20 protein-coding genes are annotated in these 20,371 nt (G+C 61.9%); 6 read left to right on the top strand and 14 right to left on the bottom strand.

Annotation, left to right across the window (positions count from 1 at the left end; genetic code table 11):
- Positions 1–3 precede the first annotated feature (3 nt).
- Positions 4–1,551 (top strand): TRAP transporter large permease subunit, encoded by a 1,548-nt coding sequence (locus ACE3OO_RS18235; RefSeq protein ID WP_374305075.1) that lies wholly within the window; start codon positions 4–6, stop codon positions 1,549–1,551.
- 102 nt (positions 1,552–1,653) lie between these two features.
- Here the strand turns inward: ACE3OO_RS18235 and ACE3OO_RS18230 are convergent, their stop codons facing one another.
- The 8 genes from ACE3OO_RS18230 to ACE3OO_RS18195 form a co-directional block, all read right to left on the bottom strand.
- Positions 1,654–2,781: a TRAP transporter substrate-binding protein gene (locus ACE3OO_RS18230; protein WP_374305073.1), complete on the bottom strand. Its 1,128-nt coding sequence runs from the start codon at positions 2,779–2,781 to the stop codon at positions 1,654–1,656.
- A gap of 216 nt (positions 2,782–2,997) precedes the next feature.
- Entirely contained in the window at positions 2,998–4,122 is a 1,125-nt protein-coding gene (locus ACE3OO_RS18225) for a TRAP transporter substrate-binding protein (protein WP_374305071.1), read from the bottom strand.
- A gap of 134 nt (positions 4,123–4,256) precedes the next feature.
- Complete coding sequence (locus ACE3OO_RS18220; protein WP_374305069.1) at positions 4,257–5,030, bottom strand: arginyltransferase; 774 nt, start codon at positions 5,028–5,030, stop codon at positions 4,257–4,259.
- Between the two features lie 73 nt (positions 5,031–5,103).
- On the bottom strand, positions 5,104–5,604 hold the full coding sequence (locus tag ACE3OO_RS18215) for an RDD family protein (protein WP_374305067.1): 501 nt from the start codon (positions 5,602–5,604) through the stop codon (positions 5,104–5,106).
- Positions 5,604–6,773, bottom strand: a complete 1,170-nt coding sequence (locus tag ACE3OO_RS18210; protein WP_374305065.1) for a flagellar motor protein MotB — start codon at positions 6,771–6,773, stop codon at positions 5,604–5,606. Before ACE3OO_RS18210 ends, ACE3OO_RS18215 begins: the two co-directional genes overlap by 1 nt.
- A gap of 20 nt (positions 6,774–6,793) precedes the next feature.
- Positions 6,794–7,654, bottom strand: a complete 861-nt coding sequence (gene motA, locus ACE3OO_RS18205) for a flagellar motor stator protein MotA (protein ID WP_374305063.1) — start codon at positions 7,652–7,654, stop codon at positions 6,794–6,796.
- A gap of 106 nt (positions 7,655–7,760) precedes the next feature.
- Positions 7,761–10,178: a penicillin acylase family protein gene (locus ACE3OO_RS18200; protein ID WP_374305061.1), complete on the bottom strand. Its 2,418-nt coding sequence runs from the start codon at positions 10,176–10,178 to the stop codon at positions 7,761–7,763.
- A 96-nt stretch (positions 10,179–10,274) separates the two neighbouring features.
- Positions 10,275–10,880: a hypothetical protein gene (locus ACE3OO_RS18195; RefSeq protein ID WP_374305059.1), complete on the bottom strand. Its 606-nt coding sequence runs from the start codon at positions 10,878–10,880 to the stop codon at positions 10,275–10,277.
- Positions 10,881–11,094: 214 nt separating this feature from the next.
- On the opposite strand from ACE3OO_RS18195, the gene ACE3OO_RS18190 reads away from it, so the two are divergent.
- Positions 11,095–11,979, top strand: coding sequence for an NAD(P)-dependent oxidoreductase (locus ACE3OO_RS18190; RefSeq protein WP_374305057.1), 885 nt, complete (start codon positions 11,095–11,097; stop codon positions 11,977–11,979).
- Between the two features lie 26 nt (positions 11,980–12,005).
- Here ACE3OO_RS18190 and hemB read toward each other — a convergent pair whose 3' ends face one another.
- The 3 genes from hemB to ACE3OO_RS18175 are packed head-to-tail and all read right to left on the bottom strand — an operon-like array spanning position 12,006 to position 15,554.
- A complete protein-coding gene (gene hemB, locus ACE3OO_RS18185) occupies positions 12,006–13,019 on the bottom strand; it encodes a porphobilinogen synthase (RefSeq protein WP_374305055.1) in 1,014 nt (337 codons plus the stop codon).
- Positions 13,020–13,247: a transcriptional regulator gene (locus ACE3OO_RS18180; protein ID WP_374305053.1), complete on the bottom strand. Its 228-nt coding sequence runs from the start codon at positions 13,245–13,247 to the stop codon at positions 13,020–13,022.
- 57 nt (positions 13,248–13,304) lie between these two features.
- Positions 13,305–15,554: an ATP-binding protein gene (locus ACE3OO_RS18175; RefSeq protein ID WP_374305051.1), complete on the bottom strand. Its 2,250-nt coding sequence runs from the start codon at positions 15,552–15,554 to the stop codon at positions 13,305–13,307.
- 156 nt (positions 15,555–15,710) lie between these two features.
- Between ACE3OO_RS18175 and ACE3OO_RS18170 the strand changes: the two genes are divergently transcribed.
- From ACE3OO_RS18170 to mmsB, 3 genes are read left to right on the top strand one after another with little or no spacing between them, the layout of a single operon-like run.
- Positions 15,711–16,862 (top strand): isobutyryl-CoA dehydrogenase, encoded by a 1,152-nt coding sequence (locus ACE3OO_RS18170; protein ID WP_374305049.1) that lies wholly within the window; start codon positions 15,711–15,713, stop codon positions 16,860–16,862.
- A gap of 22 nt (positions 16,863–16,884) precedes the next feature.
- Positions 16,885–17,934, top strand: a complete 1,050-nt coding sequence (locus ACE3OO_RS18165; RefSeq protein WP_374305047.1) for an enoyl-CoA hydratase/isomerase family protein — start codon at positions 16,885–16,887, stop codon at positions 17,932–17,934.
- Between the two features lie 44 nt (positions 17,935–17,978).
- Positions 17,979–18,869, top strand: coding sequence for a 3-hydroxyisobutyrate dehydrogenase (gene mmsB / locus ACE3OO_RS18160; RefSeq protein WP_374305045.1), 891 nt, complete (start codon positions 17,979–17,981; stop codon positions 18,867–18,869).
- A gap of 9 nt (positions 18,870–18,878) precedes the next feature.
- On the opposite strand, the gene ACE3OO_RS18155 is transcribed toward mmsB, so the two are convergent.
- From ACE3OO_RS18155 to ACE3OO_RS18145, 3 genes are all read right to left on the bottom strand, one after another.
- Positions 18,879–19,337, bottom strand: a complete 459-nt coding sequence (locus tag ACE3OO_RS18155; protein WP_374305043.1) for a PRC-barrel domain-containing protein — start codon at positions 19,335–19,337, stop codon at positions 18,879–18,881.
- Between the two features lie 83 nt (positions 19,338–19,420).
- Positions 19,421–19,552, bottom strand: a complete 132-nt coding sequence (locus ACE3OO_RS18150) for a hypothetical protein (protein WP_374305041.1) — start codon at positions 19,550–19,552, stop codon at positions 19,421–19,423.
- 81 nt (positions 19,553–19,633) lie between these two features.
- A complete protein-coding gene (locus ACE3OO_RS18145) occupies positions 19,634–20,029 on the bottom strand; it encodes a RidA family protein (RefSeq protein WP_374305039.1) in 396 nt (131 codons plus the stop codon).
- Positions 20,030–20,163: 134 nt separating this feature from the next.
- Here ACE3OO_RS18145 and ACE3OO_RS18140 point away from each other — a divergent pair, with 134 nt between their 5' ends.
- Positions 20,164–20,370, top strand: a complete 207-nt coding sequence (locus ACE3OO_RS18140; RefSeq protein WP_374305037.1) for a hypothetical protein — start codon at positions 20,164–20,166, stop codon at positions 20,368–20,370.
- Position 20,371: the final 1 nt, after the last annotated feature.

Raw genomic sequence — 20,371 nt, 5'->3', positions numbered from 1 at the left:
CCGATGATCCAGTTCCTCACTGACAACATGGCACCACTGATGTTCGTGGTGCTGGTTTTCTTCCTTCTGTTTGGCTATCCGGTTGCCTTCGCCTTGGCCGCCAACGGCCTGTTGTTCGCCTTCATCGGCATCGAACTTGGCCTGCTGACGCCGGCCCTGATGCAGGCGCTGCCCGAACGCGTGTTCGGCATCATGCGGAACGACACGCTGCTGGCGATCCCGTTCTTCACCTTCATGGGTCTGATCCTTGAACGATCCGGCATGGCAGAAGACCTGCTGGACACGATCGGGCAGTTGTTCGGCCCGATGCGTGGCGGCCTGGCCTATGCGGTGATCTTCGTGGGCGCCCTGCTGGCGGCGACCACCGGTGTGGTGGCCGCCTCGGTGATTTCGATGGGCCTGATCTCGCTGCCGATCATGCTGCGGTATGGATATGATCGTCGGTTGGCCTCCGGCGTCATTGCCGCATCCGGCACGCTGGCACAGATCATCCCGCCCAGCCTGGTGCTGATCGTGATGGCCGACCAGCTCGGCCGTTCGGTCGGCGACATGTATGCCGGTGCGATGATTCCGGGGCTGATCCTGGCGGCCCTGTATGCCGGTTACGTGTTCATCATCTCCATGATCAACAAGGATGCCGCACCGGCCCTGCCACCGGAGGCCCGTTCGCTGCGTGGCATGCAGCTTGCGATCCGGGTCTGCGTGTCGCTGGTGCCGCCGCTTGTGCTGATCTTCCTGGTTCTGGGCACGATCTTTATCGGCGTTGCGACCCCCACCGAAGGTGGCGCTATGGGCGCTGCCGGCGCGCTGATCCTGGCGCTGATGAAGCGCAAGCTGGACTGGTCGCTGCTGCGCCAGGCGATGGATACCACGGCCAAGCTGTCGGCCTTCGTGATCTTCATCCTGATCGGTTCCACCGTGTTCGGCCTGACTTTCCGTGCCGTGAACGGCGACCTGTGGGTGGAGCATCTGCTGACCAGTCTGCCGGGCGGCCAGCTGGGCTTCCTGATCGTCGTCAACATCATGGTGTTCGTGCTGGCCTTCTTCCTCGATTTCTTCGAGCTGGCCTTCATCGTCGTGCCGCTGCTTGGCCCGGCGGCGGAAAAACTGGGTATCGACCTGATCTGGTTCGGCGTTCTGCTGGGCGTCAACATGCAGACCTCGTTCATGCATCCGCCTTTCGGTTTCGCGCTGTTCTATCTGCGCAGCGTCGCGCCAGTGGCCGATTACATCGACAAGGTGACCGGCAAGCTGATCCCGAAGATCACCACGGGCCAGATCTACTGGGGCGCGGTGCCATTCGTGTGCATCCAGATCATCATGGTTGGCCTCGTGATCGCTTTCCCGGAGATGGTCACCTCGATGCTGGATCGCGGACCGGTTCTGAACGAAAGCGAAGTCCAGATGCAGCTGCAGATCGAATCGCCCAATTACGGTGGTGATCCGGCAGCGGAATCCGAGACGCCAGGGGAAGAGCCCGAGGCCGGTGAGACGGAAGAAGACACCCCTGATTTCGGTGAACAGGAAGAGGATCCCAACGCGCCGAAATAAGCGCGGCGACGGATCCGGCAAAAAGAATGGCCGGCCCAGAGGGCCGGCCATTTTTCTTTGCCAAAAAAGAAAGGCCCCTGCCGGGGCCTTTCCTCAGATGCTTCAGCCCTTCTTGGCCGGAGCGGGTTTCTTCTTCTGCGAAGCAGCGATCATGAAGTTGTCGAAGGTGTTCTCGGCCACCCGCCACCACAGAATCTCTTCGTCGCGGAACTTTGCCCAGCTGTCGTAGATCTTCTTGAACTTCGCGTTCTTGGCTGCGGTTTCGGCGTAGACCTCGTTGGCGGCGTTGAATGCCGCTTCCATGATCGGCCGCGAGAAGGCGCGCAGCTGGGTGCCGCCGGCCACCAGTTTGCGCAGGGCCGCCGGATTGACCGCATCGTATTTCGACACCATCCAGCCATTCGCCTCGGCGCAGGCCGCCTCGAGAATGTTCTGGTATTCCTTCGGCAGCTTGGCCCACTGCTCGAGATTGACCATAACGGAGAGCTGCGGACCACCTTCCCAGAAGCCGGGATAGTAATAGTACTTGGCCACCTTGTTGAAGCCGAGCTTCTCATCGTCATACGGGCCGATCCATTCGGCCGCATCGATGGTGCCCTTTTCCAGCGCCGGGTAGATGTCGCCGCCGGCGATCTGCTGCGGCACCGCGCCAAGGCGCGCCATGATCTGGCCGGCAAAGCCGCCGATGCGGAACTTCAGGCCGGCGAGATCCTCGACGGTCTTGATTTCCTTGCGGAACCAGCCGCCCATCTGCGTGCCGGTGTTGCCTGCCGGAATGCCATGGCAGTTATAGTCCTTGAAGAACTCGTTCATCAGCTCGCGGCCACCGCCGTGATACATCCAGGCAGCCTGCTGACGGGCGTTGAGGCCAAAAGGCAGGGCGGTGTCGAAGGCAAAGGTGGGATCCTTGCCGACATAGTAGTAGTTGGCGGTATGACCGCATTCGACGGTGCCGTTCTGCACGGCGTCCACGACCTGCAGGCCGGGAACGATTTCACCGGCGGCGAAAACGCGGATCTGGAACTTGCCGCCCGTTGCCGCTTCCACGCGCTTGGCCACCACTTCGGCGCCGCCGTAGATGGTGTCCAGGCTTTTCGGGAAGCTGGAGGTCATGCGCCATTTGATTTCCGGCATGCCCTGGGCGAGGGCCGGAGCAGGAAAACTGGCGGCAACACCGATGCTGCCGGCGCCCGCCAGGGCGGCGCCTTTGAGGAACTTACGTCGCTGCATTGTTTGTTATCTCCCTGTGTATGTTTTCGACTGACGGGCCGGACTCTGCGGCCCGCTGCCGAACGCCCTCGCAGACTCGTGCTGTGATGAACGTTGCGGCGAGATTACGGGATTGGTCAGGGGAAAAACAACGCCGATAAAAAGAAAGCCCCGCAGGGCGGGGCTTTCTAATAGGCTGTATACTGAATTCAGTGCACGGATATTCCGAAGTGCAAATCAGCCCTTCTTGGCGGGGGCCTTCTTGCGCTGGCTGGCCGCGGTCATGAAGCTGTCGAAGGTGCCTTCAGCGACACGGAACCACAGCAGCTGCTCGTCGCGATACTTCTTCCACGGTTCATAGATCTTCTTGAACTTCGGATTGGCGGCGGCGATCTCGGCATAGAGCTCGTTTGCCGCATCGAAGCAGGCTTCCATCACCGGACGCGGGAACGGACGCAGTTGCGTGCCGCTGGCAACCAGCTTGCGCAGGGCGACCGGGTTCTGGGCGTCGTACTTGCCCAGCATCCACTGGCAGGCTTCGGCCGAAGCGGTTTCCAGCGCAGCCTGATACATCTTCGGCAGCTTGTTCCACTGTTCAAGGTTCACATACAGCGAAACCTGCGGGCCACCTTCCCACCAGCCGGGATAGTAGTAGTACTTGGCAACCTTGTTGAAGCCGAGCTTCTCGTCATCATACGGACCGACCCACTCGGCCGCATCGATGGTGCCCTTTTCCAGCGCCGGGTAGATGTCGCCGCCGCCGATCTGCTGCGGTACGACGCCCAGCTTGGTCAGGATCTGGCCGGCGATGCCCGCGATGCGGAACTTCAGGCCTTTCAGATCCTCGACGGTCTTGATCTCCTTGCGGAACCAGCCGCCCATCTGCGTGCCGGTGTTGCCCGCGGGGAACTGGATGATGTTGTAATCCTTCAGGAACTCGCGGGTCAGCTCGAGACCGCCGCCGAAGCGCTGCCAGGACTGCTGCTGGCGAACGTTCAGGCCGAAAGGCATGCAGGCGTCGAAGGCAAAGGTCGGGTCCTTGCCGACATAGTAGTAGCTGACGGTGTAGCCCGCCTCGACGGTGCCGTTCTGCACGGCATCCAGGACCTGCAGTGCCGGGACGATTTCGCCGCCGGCGAAGGCGCGGATCTGGAACTTGTTGTCGGTCAGCTCAGCGACGCGCTTGGCGACAAATTCCGAGCCGCCGTAGATGGTGTCCAGGCTCTTCGGAAAGCTGGTCGGCAGACGCCATTTCACTTCCGGCATGCTCTGGGCGATGGCTGGAGCGGGGAAGCTGGCGGCGGCGCCAATGCTGCCGGCGCCGGCGATAGCAGCGCCTTTCAGAAACTTACGACGAAGCATGTATATGTCTCCCTAGAGGCTTGCGGCCGGTGTCTGGGTGGCCCGGTTCGCGAACGAAGTATACGGAGAATCCGCATACGGTGCGCGGAAAATACCCCCGGCAGCAGCGTCGCGCAAGAAACAGTCTTTTCGACTTAGGCAGGGATAACCGGCGTATCCGGAGCCAACTGGGCCTGTGCGGGCGCATCCGGATCCAGGGGGCGCCAGCCCTCCGGATACAAAGCCTCTAAAGGGCTGAACTGGCTTTTGTAGGCCATTTTGCGGCTCTCGGCGATCCAGTAGCCGAGATAGACATAGGGCAGCCCCAGCTCGAGGGCATTGGCGATATGCCAGAGGATGATGTAGCTGCCCGGGCTGCGGCGTTCGAATTCAGGGTCAAAAAAGCTGTAGACCAGCGATATGCCATCGCTCATCTCGTCGATCAGGCAGATGCCGAACAGACGGCCATCCGGGCAGCGGAACTCGGTCAGGCCGCTTCGCACCGGACTGTCTTCCACCATGGCCCGGTAATCGGCGAATTCCATGTCGGCCATCCCGCCGCCGTCATGGCGGGCGGTCACGTAGCGGCGGAAGACCTGATAATGCTCGCGGGTTGCATAGGCTGGCAGGCGGCGGGTCAGGATACCGGCATTGCGTTTCAGGATTCTTTGCTGCGAGGCAGAGGGCTGGAAATCGGCAACGGGCACACGCACCGGAACACAGGCATTGCAGTTCTCGCAGGCCGGCCGATAGGCCAGGTCCTGGCTGCGGCGAAAGCCTGCCTGGCTCAACGCATTGTGAAGCCCGTCGGGGTCTTCCCCGGCAAGCAGCGTCACCACCTTGCGTTCCAGCCTGCCCGGCAGATACGGGCAGGGGGTGGGTGGCGTGGCAAAGAAATGCCTTAAAGGTATCTGCAGGCGATGTTTCACGGTGCAGTCCGTCGCTGAAGCGTCAGGTAGAGCTTAGTATAAATAGCCGGCTTGGGGAGGGGGATTCTACGTTTCACCCGCCCGCCGGCCTCCGAATGACCAGGGTGCCGCACAGAATGTCGTGCAGGCAGCGGCCGCGATTATTGAACAGGGCCCAGAGCAGGATCAGGCCGCCGGTGAAACTGACGGTGACATAAAACACCGCAGTATGTAGCAGGGCCTGCAGGTATCCCGGTTTGCCGCCATTCCAGACCCGGACTTCCAGCCCGAACAGGCGCATGCCCAATGTGGCCGAGGCCGCGCCGCCAATCGTGAGCGTGTGATAGGCAACCGGGACAGCCGCGCCGATCAGGACCAGCAGCGGCGTCAGCAAGCCAAAGCTGATCACGGTAAGCAAGCCGAGCATGATCTTGTAGACGATCAGAATCCCGGCCAGGACGGCAAGGTCGACGAGATAGGCGAATAACCGCCGTCCGGTGACGCCGGCGAACAGCGCCGGATCGTCATAAAACTGGCCGACCGGAATATAGGCCGGTTCGGGAACCAGGTCGCGTGGGGAGCCGCTGTCTGACATCAGCGTGTGGGCAGAATGCGAATGGCGCCATTCGCTGGTCCCGGGCCGCTTAAGCCCGGTGGCGGCGGCGGCGGCGGCGGCGGATTGCGCAGCACGCCGGGCACAGCCTGCGGCCGTGCGGCATTGCCGGCATTGTTGCCAGCCTCGGCGGCCTTCTGGGCGTCGCTCAGCAGCAGGATGGCAATACGGCGGTTGCGGGGATCAAGCGGGTTGTCCTTGATCAGCAGGTCCTGGTCGGCATTGCCGGTGACCTGGCGGATACGTTCCGTGGGCACGCCGGCCTCGATCATGGCGCGCCGCGCCGCGTTGGCGCGATCGGCAGACAGCTCCCAGTTCGAATAAGCGCCCTGGCCGCGGAACGGCTGGGCGTCGGTATTGCCGCTGATCGCCAGCTTGTTCGGCAGTTTCGATACGGCCTGGGCCACCTGCTGCATCAGGCGGCGGGTCTTGTCGTTCATCGCGGCGCTGCCCGAGGGGAACATCGAGGACTGCTCCTCGTCGACCAACTGGATGCGGAACCCTTCCGGCGTGTTGTCGAACACGATCTGCTTCGACAGTTCGGCCAACTGCGGATTGCTCGCGATGGCCTGACGGATCTGCGCCTCAACCTCGCGGAAGTTCTCTGCCTCGACCTGGGCCAGGCGCTCGCGTGCGGCCTGGGCGTCGATCTGCTGGAGATCGGAAAGCTGTTGCTGCTGTTGGCCGTCGCCGATCTGGGCCTGCTCTCCAGTGCCGGTCTGCGACATGGAAGGGTCCTGGAAACGGTCGCCGCGTGTGCCTGCCGCTGGCGGCGGCTGACGGGCATCGGGATATTTCTGGTCGTATTGCGGCTGGTCTTCCTGATCGCTTTTTTCCGACGACGGGCCGACAATCACGGTAGGCAGGCCAAAGCTCGAAATCTTGCCGCCATCTTCCAGGATGGTGCGGCCGCCGAGCACACCGCCGGCGCCTGACAGGCTGCGACTGACCGAGGCTGGCGAGAAATAGTCGGCCACGCCCTTCTTCTGCTCGTCGGTGGTCACGTTCAACAGCCACAACAGCAGGAAGAAGGCCATCATCGCCGTCACGAAGTCGGCATACGCCACCTTCCAGGCGCCGCCATGATGGCCGTGTGCCGCCTTCTTGATCTTCTTGACGATGATCGGGCGTTCGCCCTCGTTCGCGGCCATGGATCAACCGTTCCGCTTCATCATACAGACTGCACTTTGCTGGTCGCTTCCTCGACCTCGTAGAAGGTCGGGCGCACATTCGACATCAGCGATTTGCGCGCGAACTCCACCGATACCGCCGGGGCATAGCCCTGCAGGTGCGCCAACAGGCCGGCCTTCATGCAGGCCATGTATTTCTGGTCATGTTCCTGCGTGGCCTTGCAGGCGGCGGCGATCGGCGAAACGATGCCGTAAGAGAGCAGAATGCCGAGGAAGGTGCCGACCAGGGCGCCGCCGATCAGCTTGCCCAGCACTTCCGGCGGTTCGCTGATCGAGCCCATGGTTTTGATAACGCCGAGCACGGCGGCCACGATGCCCAGCGCCGGAAAGCTTTCGCCAAAGGCGGTAAGCGCGGCCTGAGCCAGGTGATCTTCCTGATGATGGACTTCCAATTCCATGTCCATCAGGGATTCCATCTCATGCGGGTTTTCGCTGCCCAGGGTCATCAGGCGCAGATAGTCGCAGAGGAAGTCCATGGCATGATGGTCGGCCATGAATTTCGGGAACTGAGTGAAGAGTTTGCTCTCTTCAGGTTTTTCGATGTGCTGTTCGAGCGCGAGCATGCCCTTGCTTTTGGCAAGCTTGAACACGCTGTACATCATCGACAGCAATTCGAGGTAATCGTCCTTGGTGTATTTCGGACCTTTGAACGAGAGCTTGAAACCGTTCAGGGCTGCTTTCAGAACCGGCTTGGGATTGCCCACCACGAAGGCACCTACGCCGGCGCCGCCAATGATGACCAATTCGAACGGCTGCCACAGCACGCCCAGCTTGCCGCCCATGGCCATGTAGCCGCCAAGCACGCAGCCCAGACCGATGATCGAGCCGATGATAATCAGCATCTCAACTCTCCATGCCCGTGTGCCGGCGATTCGGCCGGCTACACGTCAACCCAACCTTTTTTATCGTATGCGGCGAGTAAATAGAATATTGAAAAAGCAACGATTTTTATTCGTTTCCGAGGCGCACCCGACCCAGGGCCCCGGCTTCGATGTCAGCCGGCCGCAGCGACATCGGAATGTACTGTACGGCTGCCCAGGGGGCGGCAAAATTGCCGTAATTCGGCGAAAGCGGATGCCCGGACTGGCCCGTCGAATGCATGAACTGGGAGCGGTTCAGGTCGGCCAGATCGTAAATCGCCCGTAATGAGGCCGCATGGCGGTTTGCATAGGGTTCCTTGTCGTCGGCGAGGTCATTCCGACCGACGTTAACCGTAAATGTGTCGCCCGGACTGGGCGTGCCGACTTCGAAAAACCGCCGCAGGGCCGGGATGTTGCTGAATGGCCGATGCGGAGCGCGTGTATGGTGGGCGTCGCCCCAGCGCCAGCGGCTGATATCCGAGCCGTAACGCGCCTTCAAATCATCGAGAGCAAGATCGAGGGCTTCTGCCACCAAGGCAGAGCAGGGCGTGGCTGCGCCGGTAGCGACATTGTTGCACCAACGGGACTGGCCGCCAGTGTTGCTGAGGATGTTTTTCATCAGGATCGGGCGGTGGCGCCACAAGGATGCAAAGCCCTCTCCCAGTTCGTCGGCGAGGACCAGCCGGGTTAGCTCCCGATACCATGCCTGGAAGATCAGGGGTTCCGCGCGGCTGATCGCCATCGTGCCGTCCCAGCCCATCAGCATCGCATGGGCTGAGGGAAGCTCGGCATTTCGCGCGGCCGGTTTGATCGGCGCACCCAGCAGCAGGGGCAGGATTTCGGCGGCCATCAAGGATGTGATGTCGCCCTGGATCTGTTTGAAGCTTTCCACCGAATGGACCGGGCGTTCGCGCAACAGGGTCTCGATCCGCCGCGCCCGGAAGGGCTCGGCCCATTCCGAGGTGATGAAATAGGGGTAACTGTCGGGCACGATCTTATGGTTGGCCGTGACCAGCATGCCTTGCGATGGGTTGTAGCTGCGCGGAAGCTGATCGAACGGTATAAAGCCCGCCCAGTCGTATCGGGCATCCCACCCAGGCGCCGGGGCCAGGCCCTTGAGATCGTTTTCCGGCTTGCGGATCGGCACGAGGCCCGGTGCCAGGAAGCCTATATTTCCTTCGCGATCGGCATAGACGATATTTTGCTGCGGAGAGACGAAGCGGCGATAGTTGTTCAGGAAGCCGGCCCAGTCGGCAATGGTGTCTACGCCGGTCAGGGCGTCGGCCGTGGTGTCGTCGTCGCGCAAAGCTGTCCAGCAGAATGCCAGCACATATCCCGGTTGAAGCAGGCGTTTCGAGGCATCGTGAATGTCGGAAATCACCGGGCCATGGCGGGTTTCACGCACCGAAAGGGTAACAGGATCGCTGCCGCGAACCCTGATGACCTCGTCGTGCAGGATGAAGGGCGCACTGCCTTCGGGCGTGATGTATCGGGTGGGGTCGGCTGGATCGATCTTCTCGATGTAAAGGTCCTGCGTGTCGGGACCGGTATTGGTGAAGCCCCAGGCCACGCGGCCGTTATGGCCGAGGATTACTCCAGGCACGCCGGGTAACGTGGCGCCAATCGTCGCCCCGGACGGCGAGGCCATATGCGCAAAATACCAAATCGCCGGTGTTGTGAGGCCCAGATGCGGGTCGTTCGCCAGCAGCGGTTGCCCGGTGACTGTCCGTTTGCCGTTGACCACCCAGTTGTTCGAGCCCAGGCCCTCTGGCCGTGGTGGCGGCAGCATCTGTTGCAAGTGGTCGATGTCGATCGCTTCCGCCACCTGGCGGTAGAGATCGCTGAAATGGGCAAGCGCCACCGGCGCATCGCCTGGATACGGCGGGTAGAATTCTTCGATCTGTTGCGGGGTCAGGCGCTGCGCTAATCCCAGCCGTGCCAGCTCGCTACCCCAGTTTCCGCCCAGATCCCAGGCCATCATTTTCAGCCAGCCAAGTGAATCTGCCGGCACCCATGGTTCAGGCGTGATGTCGAAGATCAAGAATTCCGGCGGCAGCGGTCCGGAGCGGGTTTCGAGAAAGGCGTTCACCCCATTGGCATAAGCCTGCAGATAGGTCTGCGTTTCAGGTCGCAATGCCGCAAAGGCGGCCACGGCTTTGCGACGGATGCCGAGTGTGCGGATGAACTTGTCGGTATTGAGAGCCTGTTGACCGAATACTTCCGCCAGCCGGCCCGCGGCAACGCGGCGCTGTATTTCCATTTGCCACAGGCGATCTTGCGCATGGGCATAACCGAGCCCAAAGGCGGCGTCGGCGCGGCTGGCACCGCGGATATGAGCAACCGCATGGCGGTCGCGCAGAATCTCGATCGGGCCGGCCAAAGGCTGCGCGACTTTGACATTGGCGTTGTAATCGGGCAGCGACAGACGCGCCGTAATATACAGGATGATGGCGGCAGCGACCGCCAGCAGAAGCAGTCCGGCAAAAATACGGAGGAACCAGCGCATCAATCCCCGCTCGGCGTTAAGGCACGAGCAGACTTAACAGATTCGCAAATGATTTACAGGATTGAAAAATCAGCCGCCTAATTCAGGCAGCGCAATTCAGGCAATGGCAAGCTCGCGGCTGCCAGTCAGACTGGTCTGAACGCTGCTGAAGGCCGCCAGAGCGGCGCTGGTGCTGGGGGCGGTGGCCGGCTTGGCAGGGGCAGGGGTCGGCACGGGCACGGGCGCAGTCTGCTGCGCCGGCGCGGGAGCAGCGGAACTGCTTGCCTCGCTGCTGCCGTTATCCGTCGTATCGAAAGTGGCCGGCTGGACAGGAGCCTTTTCAGTTTCCTGGTTGCCATTTCCGAACAACAGCTTGAGTTCCGAGGCCTCGATCTGGTTCTGCTGATATTCGCGCACCACACGGGGGCTGGGATACTGCTGCTGCACTTCGCCGGTTTCGCTGTTGCGGATTTCGACGATGGCCAGGCGCGTCACCAGATCGAGCCGGATGAAGGGACTCAGATAGGCGGCGACGTTGCGGGATGGGGAGGGAATGGTGATGACGCTGTTTTCCTTGCCATCGGCACGCGCCGAAAAGGCCGAAAAACCGGTAAGGTCATCAGCAGCGGTCGAGTAATCAGTATCTACTACTGTGCGGGCGCTGCGGGCTATCGCACCGCTGCTGCCCGCCACGGCGAAACTGCCGATGGTCTCGAGCGGCATAATGGGCTTCTCCCACGCCAAATATGGTTACTCAATTTTGTGTTTACTATAAAAATCATGACTTTGCAAGCGCTAATTGTTTGGGGAGTCAGAATGGTCTCGGTAGTCGTGTTAATTGAGATGATTGCCCCGATGGCAGGCTTGGTGCAGACTTCATCGAAAGTTGCAGTTAACCATAACTGCTTCATTTACCATGATTTTTAGGGGAGGCGGCATGGCGAAGGTGGCATTTATCGGCCTGGGCGTGATGGGGTATCCCATGGCCGGGCATCTGGTGAAAGCGGGTCATACGGTCACGGTCTGGAACCGGTCGGGCGAAAAAGCCGATCGCTGGGTTGCCCAGCACAAGGGCCAGAAGGCAGCCAGCCCGAAGGATGCCGCTGCCGGGGCCGAATACGTCATGGCCTGTGTCGGCAATGACGATGATCTGCGATCGGTGGTTTATGGCGACAGCGGGGCTTTCGCTGGTATGGCCAAGGGGGCGATCTTCGTCGATCACACCACGGCTTCGGCGGATGTCGCCCGCGAATTGCACGCCAAAGCGAAGGCGGCCGGTTTCGGCTTTATCGATGCTCCGGTTTCCGGCGGCCAGGCCGGCGCCGAGAATGGCCAGCTCACCATCATGTGCGGTGGTGACGTTGCCGATTACGAGAGGATCAAGCCAGTGATCCAGGCCTATGCCAAAATGCAGAACCTGCTGGGCGGTCCGGGCAGCGGCCAGCTCACCAAGATGATGAACCAGATCTGTATCGCCGGTCTGGTGCAGGGGCTTGCGGAAGCCCTGGCCTTCGGCCGGTCGGCGGGTCTCGACCTGGTGAAGGCGGTGGAAGTGATTTCGAAGGGCGCAGCGGGCTCATGGCAGATGGATAACCGCCACAAGACCATGATCGAAGGCAAATTCGACTATGGTTTCGCCGTCGACTGGATGCGCAAGGATCTCGGCATCTGCCTGGCCGAAGCGCGCCGCAATGGCGCCAGCCTGCCGGTGACAGCACTGGTGGACCAGTTCTATGCCGAAGTGCAGCAGATGGGCGGCAACCGCTGGGATACATCCAGCCTGATCGCACGGCTGGAAGCCTCCAAGACCAAAAAATACTGATGCGGAATCGCGTGTCGGCCGGGGGGCTATTTGCCCTCGGCCAGCATGCGGGCGATATCGCGGGCGAAGTAAGTCAGCACGCCGTCGCAGCCGGCCCGCTTGAAGGCGAGCAGGCTTTCATGGGCGACGCGGCTGCGATCCAGCCAGCCGCGTTCGGCAGCACCAGCCAGCATCGCGTATTCACCCGACACCTGATAGGCATAGGTCGGCAGGCGGAAGGCCTGTTTCACGCGCCAGCAGATATCCAGATAGGGCATGCCGGGCTTGACCATCACCATGTCGGCGCCTTCGGCGATGTCGAGCGCCACCTCGCGCAGGGCCTCGTCGCCATTGGCCGGGTTCATCTGGTAGGTGCGCTTGTCGCCCACGCCCAGATTGACGGCTGAACCGACTGCATCGCGGAACGGGCCGTAGAAGGCCGAGGCGTATTTCGCGGCGTAGGCCATCAGTTGCACATGCTGCAGTTTCTCGCGCTCCAGCGCATTACGGATTGCGCCGATGCGGCCATCCATCATGTCGGATGGCGCAATGATGTCACAGCCGGCGCGTACCTGTACCAGGGCCTGCTGCACCAGGGCATCCACTGTTTCGTCGTTGAGGATCTGGCCATCCTTCAGCAGGCCGTCATGGCCATGCGATGTATAGGGATCAAGCGCTACGTCGCACAGCACGCCGAGATTGGTGGTGGCGGCCTTGATGGCGCGGACCGTGCGGCAGACCACGTTGTCGGGGTTGTGGGCCTCGCGGCCATCGTCGGTCTTGAGTTTGGGATCAGTGGCGGGGAACAGGGCGATGGCTGGAATGCCCAGTGCTTCGGCTTCCTTCGCGGCGGCCACGGCATTGTCGATGCTCAGTCGCTCGACACCGGGCATAGAAGGGATTGGCGCATTCGTGTTGCTGTCGTGAACGAAGATCGGCCAGATCAGGTCGTCGACGCTCAGGCGGTTTTCAGCCACCAGCCGGCGGCTCCAGTCGGAACGGCGCAGGCGGCGGGGGCGTGAGGCGGGAAAGGGCGGGAGGGGGGCGATGCTCTCGGTCATTCAGAGAGCTTTATCAAACCGCTCCTGAAACGCAATCCAGACCCAGGGGGAAGTGCCGAAAATCCGTCCCAGCCGCATGGCCAGACCAAAGGAAATCGGCCTTTCGCCACTCAGAACCATGCGCAGCAGTTTCCGCGGCATGCGGGCTTCACGGTAAAAATGGTCCGGGTCGGAGCCGCGGGCTGTGATCGCCCGTTCAAGCAGAAGGCCGGGATGGATCGGCAGCATGACCAGACCTCGCACGTCACCCTTGGATGATGTGAGTATCGGACAGGCTGGTTAATGTCAGGTAACGCCGCCACCGCCACGCGGCGGCCGACCGGCAAGCCGGTCGAACTGGTCGAGCAGGTCTGTCATGCCCTGATCCAGCTTCGGCGTCGTAATCGGGGCGTCATTGGCCGGCGGCCGGGCCGGTGCCGGCAGAACGGGCTGATCGCGTGCCGACAGCCTGGTCGCCAGTTCGATATCCTCACGGCAGCGGATGGTAAACCAGAAGGTCGATCCGGCGCCGGGAGCGCTGATAACGCCGATTTCGCCTCCCATCAGATGCACCAGATGACGGCAGATCGTGAGCCCCAGGCCGGTGCCGCCATAGCGGCGCGTCATCGAGGCATCGGCCTGAGTGAAGGGTTCGAACAGCTTTTCCTGCTGGTCGGGAGCAATGCCGATTCCGGTGTCGCGGATGGCGCAGTGCAGCATGAATTCGCCGTTCTGCAGGGCGGTATTGGTGATCGTGACAGTGATATCGCCGTTTTCAGTGAACTTGATGGCATTGCCCAGCAGATTGGTCAGCACCTGGCGCAGACGGAGCGGATCGCCGATCACATGCTCGGGCACATCCTGGGCGACATCCAGATGCAGCCTGTTGCCGTTATCGCGCGCACGGGTCGCCAGCAGGGTCAGAACATTATCAATCGCGGGCCTCAGATCGAAATCGATGGACTCGATCTGCAATTTGCCGGCTTCCAGTTTGGAGACGTCGAGGATGTCGTCGATCAGGCCCAGCAGATCGCGCGCCGACTGCTGCGCCACTTCGGCATAGCGTTTCAGTCCCGCATCCTGTTCATCGCGATGGATCAGGCTGAGCATGCCCAGAACGCCATTCATGGGCGTGCGGATTTCGTGGCTCATCATCGCCAGGAAACTGGATTTCGCGCGGTGCAGGGCCTCGGCGGCGTCACGGGCAACCGTCAGGGCCTGGGCCGTCTCGGCCAGTTTGACCGACTGCTCCTCCAGCATCTGGCGCTGCCATTCCAGTTCGTTCATCTGGCGCCGGATCTGGTCGATATCCTCGAGGCTGCCGATCATGCGCAGCGGCCGCCCGGCTGCATTCCGCGTGACCTCGGCGCGTGCCAGCACCCAGATGTATTGGCCGCCGCCGCGCTGGATCCTGAATTCGCATTCATACGGCTTGGCGTGACGCAAGCTGTCATTGACCTGACGGGCAACGCGGGCGGCATCGTCGGGATGGATCAGGCTGTTGAATTCCGTGATGGTGCTGCGCGAGGCCAGTTGCGCCGGCCCCGCACTGGTTTGCAGGTAATTCGCGATGATCAACAGGTCGCCGCTGGCCAGGTTCCAGTCCCAGATGCCCAGCCGGCTGCTGCGGGCCGCGGCTTCAAACAGATCGTTGCTGGCCTGCAGGGCGCTGCGAGCCGCGGCCATGGCGCGCTGCTGGATCATCACGCGGACCGCCAGTGTGATCAGTCCGGCGATCATATAGGTCGCGACCAGGCAGGCGATCAGTGCAAGGGCCGGCACCAACCGCTCCGACGAGGTGGCGAGATTGGCCTGCCACAGCGTGAACGAGGCCAGGATGCCGCCGATCAGCACGCCGGTCTGGGCGAGCAGCAGGCTTGGCGGCGAAATATCGGCCGATGGGTAATAGGTGCGTGCCGCGCAGGCGGCGCCGAACAAGAACAGCAATGCAGCGCCATCGGGAAGGGCGGCGGCATGGGATGTCCATTCCGGTTCCTGTGGCAGGATGTCCAGCGCGGCCATGGCCAGCATGGTTGCCATGGCCAGCATCGTCATGGCGATGGTCCAGCCGAGCGGGACATTGCCTGCGGTAGCGTTCACAGTCGGCCTGACGCACAGGCGAAGCGCGCCGATCAGGCCGCCAAAGGCGACAACCGGGCCCATGTGACCGAACCAGCGTTCGGTCGGATTCAGGTCGTCGATGGTCATGGCAACATGTTGCAGCCCGGGCATCTGTACCGTGCCGGCCAATCCCCCCAGGCAAAGTATGGCCAGGGCTGCGGCTGTCAGGCGGGAAAATATCGAATAGCGATCGCGCGTCAGCAGGGCGATGCCGGCGAGGAAAGCAGCCATTGCAATATCGGCATGGAACGGCGACTGGCCGGGCAAAACGGTCGAAGTCTCGCCGCGGAAGAGCGGCGGAATGACCAGGAGAACGGCCATCCCGACCAGCACGATGGCCAGGCTGTAGGCGATGCCGCGCAACGGCCAGCCCGAAATGGCCGGGGCTTCCGGTGCAATTGCGGAAGAGGGCGCGGAATGGGGCGGGGTCAGCATCGAGGGAAATGGCGGGTCATTGCTGGGTGCAAAGCTAGCATGCGGGGCGCAGTCATGCGACTCTGGTGCAGAACTCTGGTCCCGGACGCTGGCGCAGCCGGAGCGTTGACGGCGGCAGGAGGGGCGATTAAGACCCGCAATAAGGGAGAAAACGCAATGCTGTTCGAGTTATCCGATGATCAGCGGGCCATCCAGGAGACGGCGCGGCGTTTCGCTGCCGATCGCATGTTCCCCAATGCCGCCCGCTGGGACGAGGAAAAGCACTTCCCGGTCGAGGCACTCCGGGAAGCAGCCGCCCTCGGCTTCGGCGGCATTTACGTGCGTGACGATGTGGGTGGCTCGGCCCTGAGCCGTCTGGATGCCGCGATCATCTTCGAGGAACTGGCGGCGGGCTGCACATCGACGGCGGCGTATATCTCCATCCACAACATGGCCGCATGGATGATCGATCGCTTCGGCAGCGAGGCGCAGCGCCGGCAGTATCTGCCTGGCCTGTGCAGCATGGAGACTTTTGCCTCCTACTGTCTAACCGAGCCCAATGCCGGCTCCGACGCCGCATCGCTGCAGACCAAGGCGGTCGACGCCGGCGACCACTATGTACTGAACGGCACCAAGGCATTCATTTCCGGCGGCGGACGCTCGGACATCTATGTCTGCATGGTGCGGACCGGCGAGGCCGGCGCACGCGGCGTCTCGTGCCTGATCGTAGAGAAAGGCATGCCGGGACTGTCGTTCGGCGCGCAGGAACGCAAGCTCGGCTGGAACAGCCAGCCCACGGCGATGGTGATCTTCGAGGATTGCAAGGTGCCAAAGGCCAATCTGGTCGGCGCCGAGGGCGAGGGCTTTCGTATCGCCATGGCGGGCCTGGATGGCGGCCGCATCAATATCGGCGCCTGTTCGCTGGGCGCGGCCAAGGCCTGCCTGACCACAGCGCGCGAATATGTCGCCAACCGCAAGCAGTTCGGCAATGCCATCGCCAGTTTCCAGGCCACGCAGTTCAAGCTGGCCGACATGGCCACCGATCTGGCTGCGGCGCGGCTGATGATCCGCCAGGCGGCGTCGATGCTGGATGCCAAGCATCCGGAGGCGACGATGTATTGCGCCATGGCCAAGCGGCTGGCTACCGATTCCGGTTTCGCCATCTGCAACGAGGCGCTGCAGTTGCATGGCGGCTATGGCTATCTGAAGGATTATCCGGTGGAGCGCTACCTGCGCGATGCGCGCGTCCATCAGATTCTGGAAGGCACCAACGAGATCATGCGAGTGATCATTTCCCGCGCGTTGCTGTCAGGCTCTTTTCACGATTGATTGACGTACACCCAAGGACACCATGACTGACGATATCCTGTTCAGCCTTCGCAACGGCGTTGCTACCATCCAACTCAATCGCCCGAAAGCCCTGAATGCCCTGACGCATGACATGTGCGTGCCGCTGGAGCGCCATCTGCGCGATTGGGCAAAGGATCCGGCTGTGAAGGCCGTGATCATCAAGGGCAGCGGCGAGAAAGCCTTCTGTGCCGGCGGCGACATCCGCAAGCTGGCCGACCGTGAGTCGGGCGGTGCCGAATACCGCCGGCGCTTCTGGCATGACGAATATCGCTGCAACACGCTGATCGGCGAGTTCCCCAAACCTTTCATCGCCCTGATCGATGGCATTTTCATGGGTGGTGGCGTTGGCCTGTCGGTGCATGGCAGCCATCGCATCATCAGCGAGCATGCGCATTTCGCCATGCCGGAGACCGGCATCGGCCTGTTCCCGGATGTCGGCGGCACGTATTTCCTGCCGCGTTGCCCGGGCGAATTGGGCACGTATCTCGGGTTGACCGGTACGCGCCTGAAAGGCGCCGATATCATCACGGCCGGCGTTGCCACGCATTTCGTGCCGCGCGAGAAAATGGCAGCACTTGAAGAGGCGCTGGTCGTCGCCGCGCCGGCCGACAAGGCCGCCGTCGATGCGGTTGTTGCGCGGCTCGTGGCCGATCCCGGCCCTTCGGCCCTGGCCCAGGCGAAGCCGCAGATCGACCGGCTGTTCTCCGGCGCCACGGTGGCCGAGATCATGGCGGCACTGGAAGCCGATGGCAGCGACTTCGCGCAGGAGCAGGCCCGCATAATCCGCTCGAAATCCCCAACTTCGGTGAAGCTGACTTTCGCCCAGTTGCGGCGCGGCCGCAGCCTGTCGCTGCGTGACTGCATGCGGCTGGAATGGCGCATGTGCAACCACGTGGCGGAGGGGCATGATTTTTACGAAGGCGTGCGCGCGGTGATCATCGACAAGGATCATCACCCGAAATGGCAGCCTGCCACTCTGGAAGCCGTTTCGGATGCCGAAATCGAGAAATATTTCGAACCGGTGCCGCAGGGTGAGTTGCAATTCGACTGAATCAGACAAGAACACAGGCCACAAAAATACAGGCGGAGGAAATCATGGCGAATATCGGTTTTATCGGCGTCGGCAACATGGGCGGCCCGATGGCGCGTAACCTGCTCAAGGCCGGGCACAAGGTGAAGGCCTTCGACCTGATGCCGGAAGCAGTGCAGAAAGTGGTCGAAGCCGGCGGCACGAAGGCGGCATCGGCGCAAGAAGCGGCGCAGGATGTGGATGTTGTGATCAGCATGCTCCCGGCGGGCAAGCACGTACTCAGCGTCTATACCGGCGAAAAGGGTATCCTGGCCGCGGCGCGCCCCGGCACGCTGTTTATCGACAGTTCGACCATCGATGTGAAATCGGCCCGTGAGGCGATTGCTGCCGCTGAAGCCAAGGGCATGCTGATGCTGGATGCGCCAGTATCCGGCGGCGTGGCCGGCGCCGAGAATGCCGCGCTGACCTTCATGGTCGGCGGCACGGATGAAGCCTTTGCGAAGGCGAAGCCGATCCTGGAGGCCATGGGCAAAAAGATCGTGCATGCCGGCGGGGCTGGGAATGGCCAGGTGGCCAAGATCTGCAACAACATGGTGCTGGGCATCAGCATGATCGCCGTGTCCGAGGCTTTCGTGATGGCCGAGAAGCTCGGGCTTTCGGCGCAGGCAATGTTTGACATCGTTTCCAGTTCGTCGGGCTCGTGCTGGGCGCTGGTCAATCACTGCCCGGTACCGGGGCCGGTGCCGACGTCTGCGGCCAACCGTGACTACAAGCCGGGTTTCGCGGCTGATCTGATGCTGAAAGACCTGAAGCTATCCCAGGAAGCGGCGCGCAGCGCGCATGTGCAGACGCCCTTGGGCGCGGAAGCCACCGCGCTGTTTTCGGAATATGTGCAGGGCGGCAACGGACCGGCGGATTATTCCGGCATCATACGCATGATCCGCAGCATGGGCTGAGACGGCGCGCTATCCGCTTCGGCTCTGCCCGGCCTTTGGCAGTTTGCGCAATTCATCGGTACTCAGGTCGGTGATGAAGGCTGCATCCTTGTCATGCCGTTCAAGGCGCAGATGTCGCCATTCCATTTCAACCTGCTCCTCCGTCAGGCCAAACAGCCTGTCGATCCCAATGATGACGGCCAAAATCTTGCCATCCGGATCGACGATCAGGTTCACGATACTGCCGAGCTTGGTGCCCTGGGTGTCGCGCAATGGCTGACCGATGATGGCAACCCGCACCGGATTGTGGTCGGGCATGTTCTTGTCGACGGAATAGTCCGGCGCTTTTGATTTCTCCCCTTCGGGAATGCCGGGCACCGCGTTTGGCCCTGGAACAGCGGCACGCGGCTGCCTCGGCGCTGGCTCTTCCTGCTTGGGGGCCTGAGCCTGGGCCAGCATCAGGTGCTGGGCGGCGGCGATATTGCTCAAGGCAAAAATCGCAGAGGCCGCGATGGCGATTGCGGCAATGCGGGGTAAAACACGGCGCTGTTTGGTCATGGTCTGCGCTCCATTCAGCGTGACACCACCCCAGGTGCCATGCCGGCCGCAAGCTGCTGTGCCGGACGATGGATATGAGCACCCAAAACCATAAACGGCAGGCTGGCAATGATGGCGGCCAGCAGGATGAGGTAGAGGTCGCGCATGGTTATCCCTGCTCGTGGCGAGATCGCGGAGCAGAGCCCCGCTGGCGGGAATAACAGATCGCGGTCCTGAAAGTTCCAGCGTTACGCGACAGGCAGAACGGCTGTCGCCTCGATTTCGACCTTTGCGCGGTCTTCCAGCAGGGCTGCCACCTGCACCAGAGTCATGGCGGGATAATGCTTGCCCATGATTTCGCGATACACCTTGCCCAGCTCGGCATTGCGAGCGAGGTAATCCCTCTTGTCGACCACATACCAGGTCAGGCGTACGACATGCTCGGGACGGGCGCCGGCCTCGGCCAGTACACGTACAATGTTGCGCAGGGCCTGACGGGTTTGATCCACCAGGTCGTCGCTTTCGAAACGGGCCTCTGCGGTCCAGCCGATCTGCCCCGCAATGAAGACAAGCCGGCCTTCGGCAGCAATGCCATTGGCATAGCCTTTGGGTTTTGCCCATTCCGCCGGATTGAGAATCATCATGCGTATGCCTCCGAATATTTTATATATAAAATATATTGACGGCGCCGGCAAGCGGCATATCTCTGGGTTGCAGAAGGCGGCAAGCAGGGTTTGACGCTTGAGCCGGCTGACTAAGAAATGGTAACAGACCTGACATGTCACACGCGACAGGGAGTGGTGACGGGGAGGCGATCATAGAATTTCGCCGCATTGGGGCGGCGTTGAAGGTGATCGCGATAGACCCCATGACCGGCATGGAAGTGTCCATGGTTGGTGATCCACGCCTGTCGCAACAGGAGCTGGCCCGACTTGCGGTTCAGAAGCTGCGTTACGTTCAGAACAAGCAGCAGAACCAGGGTTGAC

The sequence above is a fragment of the Ferrovibrio sp. genome (genome assembly GCF_041906005.1).
Taxonomy (GTDB): domain Bacteria; phylum Pseudomonadota; class Alphaproteobacteria; order Ferrovibrionales; family Ferrovibrionaceae; genus Ferrovibrio.
The sequence above is the reverse complement of the archived record's forward strand: the minus strand, read 5'-3'. Positions and strand labels throughout refer to the sequence as shown.

Coding starts and splice junctions, on each gene's coding strand:
- ACE3OO_RS18150 (WP_374305041.1), bottom strand. CDS start 19,552: ATGCGCGACCTCTACCTCATCCTGCTGGCCGCCATCATTGCCAGCCTG.
- ACE3OO_RS18165 (WP_374305047.1), top strand. CDS start 16,885: ATGACTGACGATATCCTGTTCAGCCTTCGCAACGGCGTTGCTACCATC.
- mmsB (WP_374305045.1), top strand. CDS start 17,979: ATGGCGAATATCGGTTTTATCGGCGTCGGCAACATGGGCGGCCCGATG.
- ACE3OO_RS18225 (WP_374305071.1), bottom strand. CDS start 4,122: ATGCTTCGTCGTAAGTTTCTGAAAGGCGCTGCTATCGCCGGCGCCGGC.
- ACE3OO_RS18170 (WP_374305049.1), top strand. CDS start 15,711: ATGCTGTTCGAGTTATCCGATGATCAGCGGGCCATCCAGGAGACGGCG.
- motA (WP_374305063.1), bottom strand. CDS start 7,654: ATGCTGATTATCATCGGCTCGATCATCGGTCTGGGCTGCGTGCTTGGC.
- ACE3OO_RS18195 (WP_374305059.1), bottom strand. CDS start 10,880: ATGCCGCTCGAGACCATCGGCAGTTTCGCCGTGGCGGGCAGCAGCGGT.
- ACE3OO_RS18200 (WP_374305061.1), bottom strand. CDS start 10,178: ATGCGCTGGTTCCTCCGTATTTTTGCCGGACTGCTTCTGCTGGCGGTC.
- ACE3OO_RS18145 (WP_374305039.1), bottom strand. CDS start 20,029: ATGATGATTCTCAATCCGGCGGAATGGGCAAAACCCAAAGGCTATGCC.
- ACE3OO_RS18215 (WP_374305067.1), bottom strand. CDS start 5,604: ATGTCAGACAGCGGCTCCCCACGCGACCTGGTTCCCGAACCGGCCTAT.
- ACE3OO_RS18140 (WP_374305037.1), top strand. CDS start 20,164: ATGTCACACGCGACAGGGAGTGGTGACGGGGAGGCGATCATAGAATTT.
- hemB (WP_374305055.1), bottom strand. CDS start 13,019: ATGACCGAGAGCATCGCCCCCCTCCCGCCCTTTCCCGCCTCACGCCCC.
- ACE3OO_RS18230 (WP_374305073.1), bottom strand. CDS start 2,781: ATGCAGCGACGTAAGTTCCTCAAAGGCGCCGCCCTGGCGGGCGCCGGC.
- ACE3OO_RS18180 (WP_374305053.1), bottom strand. CDS start 13,247: ATGCTGCCGATCCATCCCGGCCTTCTGCTTGAACGGGCGATCACAGCC.
- ACE3OO_RS18235 (WP_374305075.1), top strand. CDS start 4: ATGATCCAGTTCCTCACTGACAACATGGCACCACTGATGTTCGTGGTG.
- ACE3OO_RS18175 (WP_374305051.1), bottom strand. CDS start 15,554: ATGCTGACCCCGCCCCATTCCGCGCCCTCTTCCGCAATTGCACCGGAA.
- ACE3OO_RS18210 (WP_374305065.1), bottom strand. CDS start 6,773: ATGGCCGCGAACGAGGGCGAACGCCCGATCATCGTCAAGAAGATCAAG.
- ACE3OO_RS18190 (WP_374305057.1), top strand. CDS start 11,095: ATGGCGAAGGTGGCATTTATCGGCCTGGGCGTGATGGGGTATCCCATG.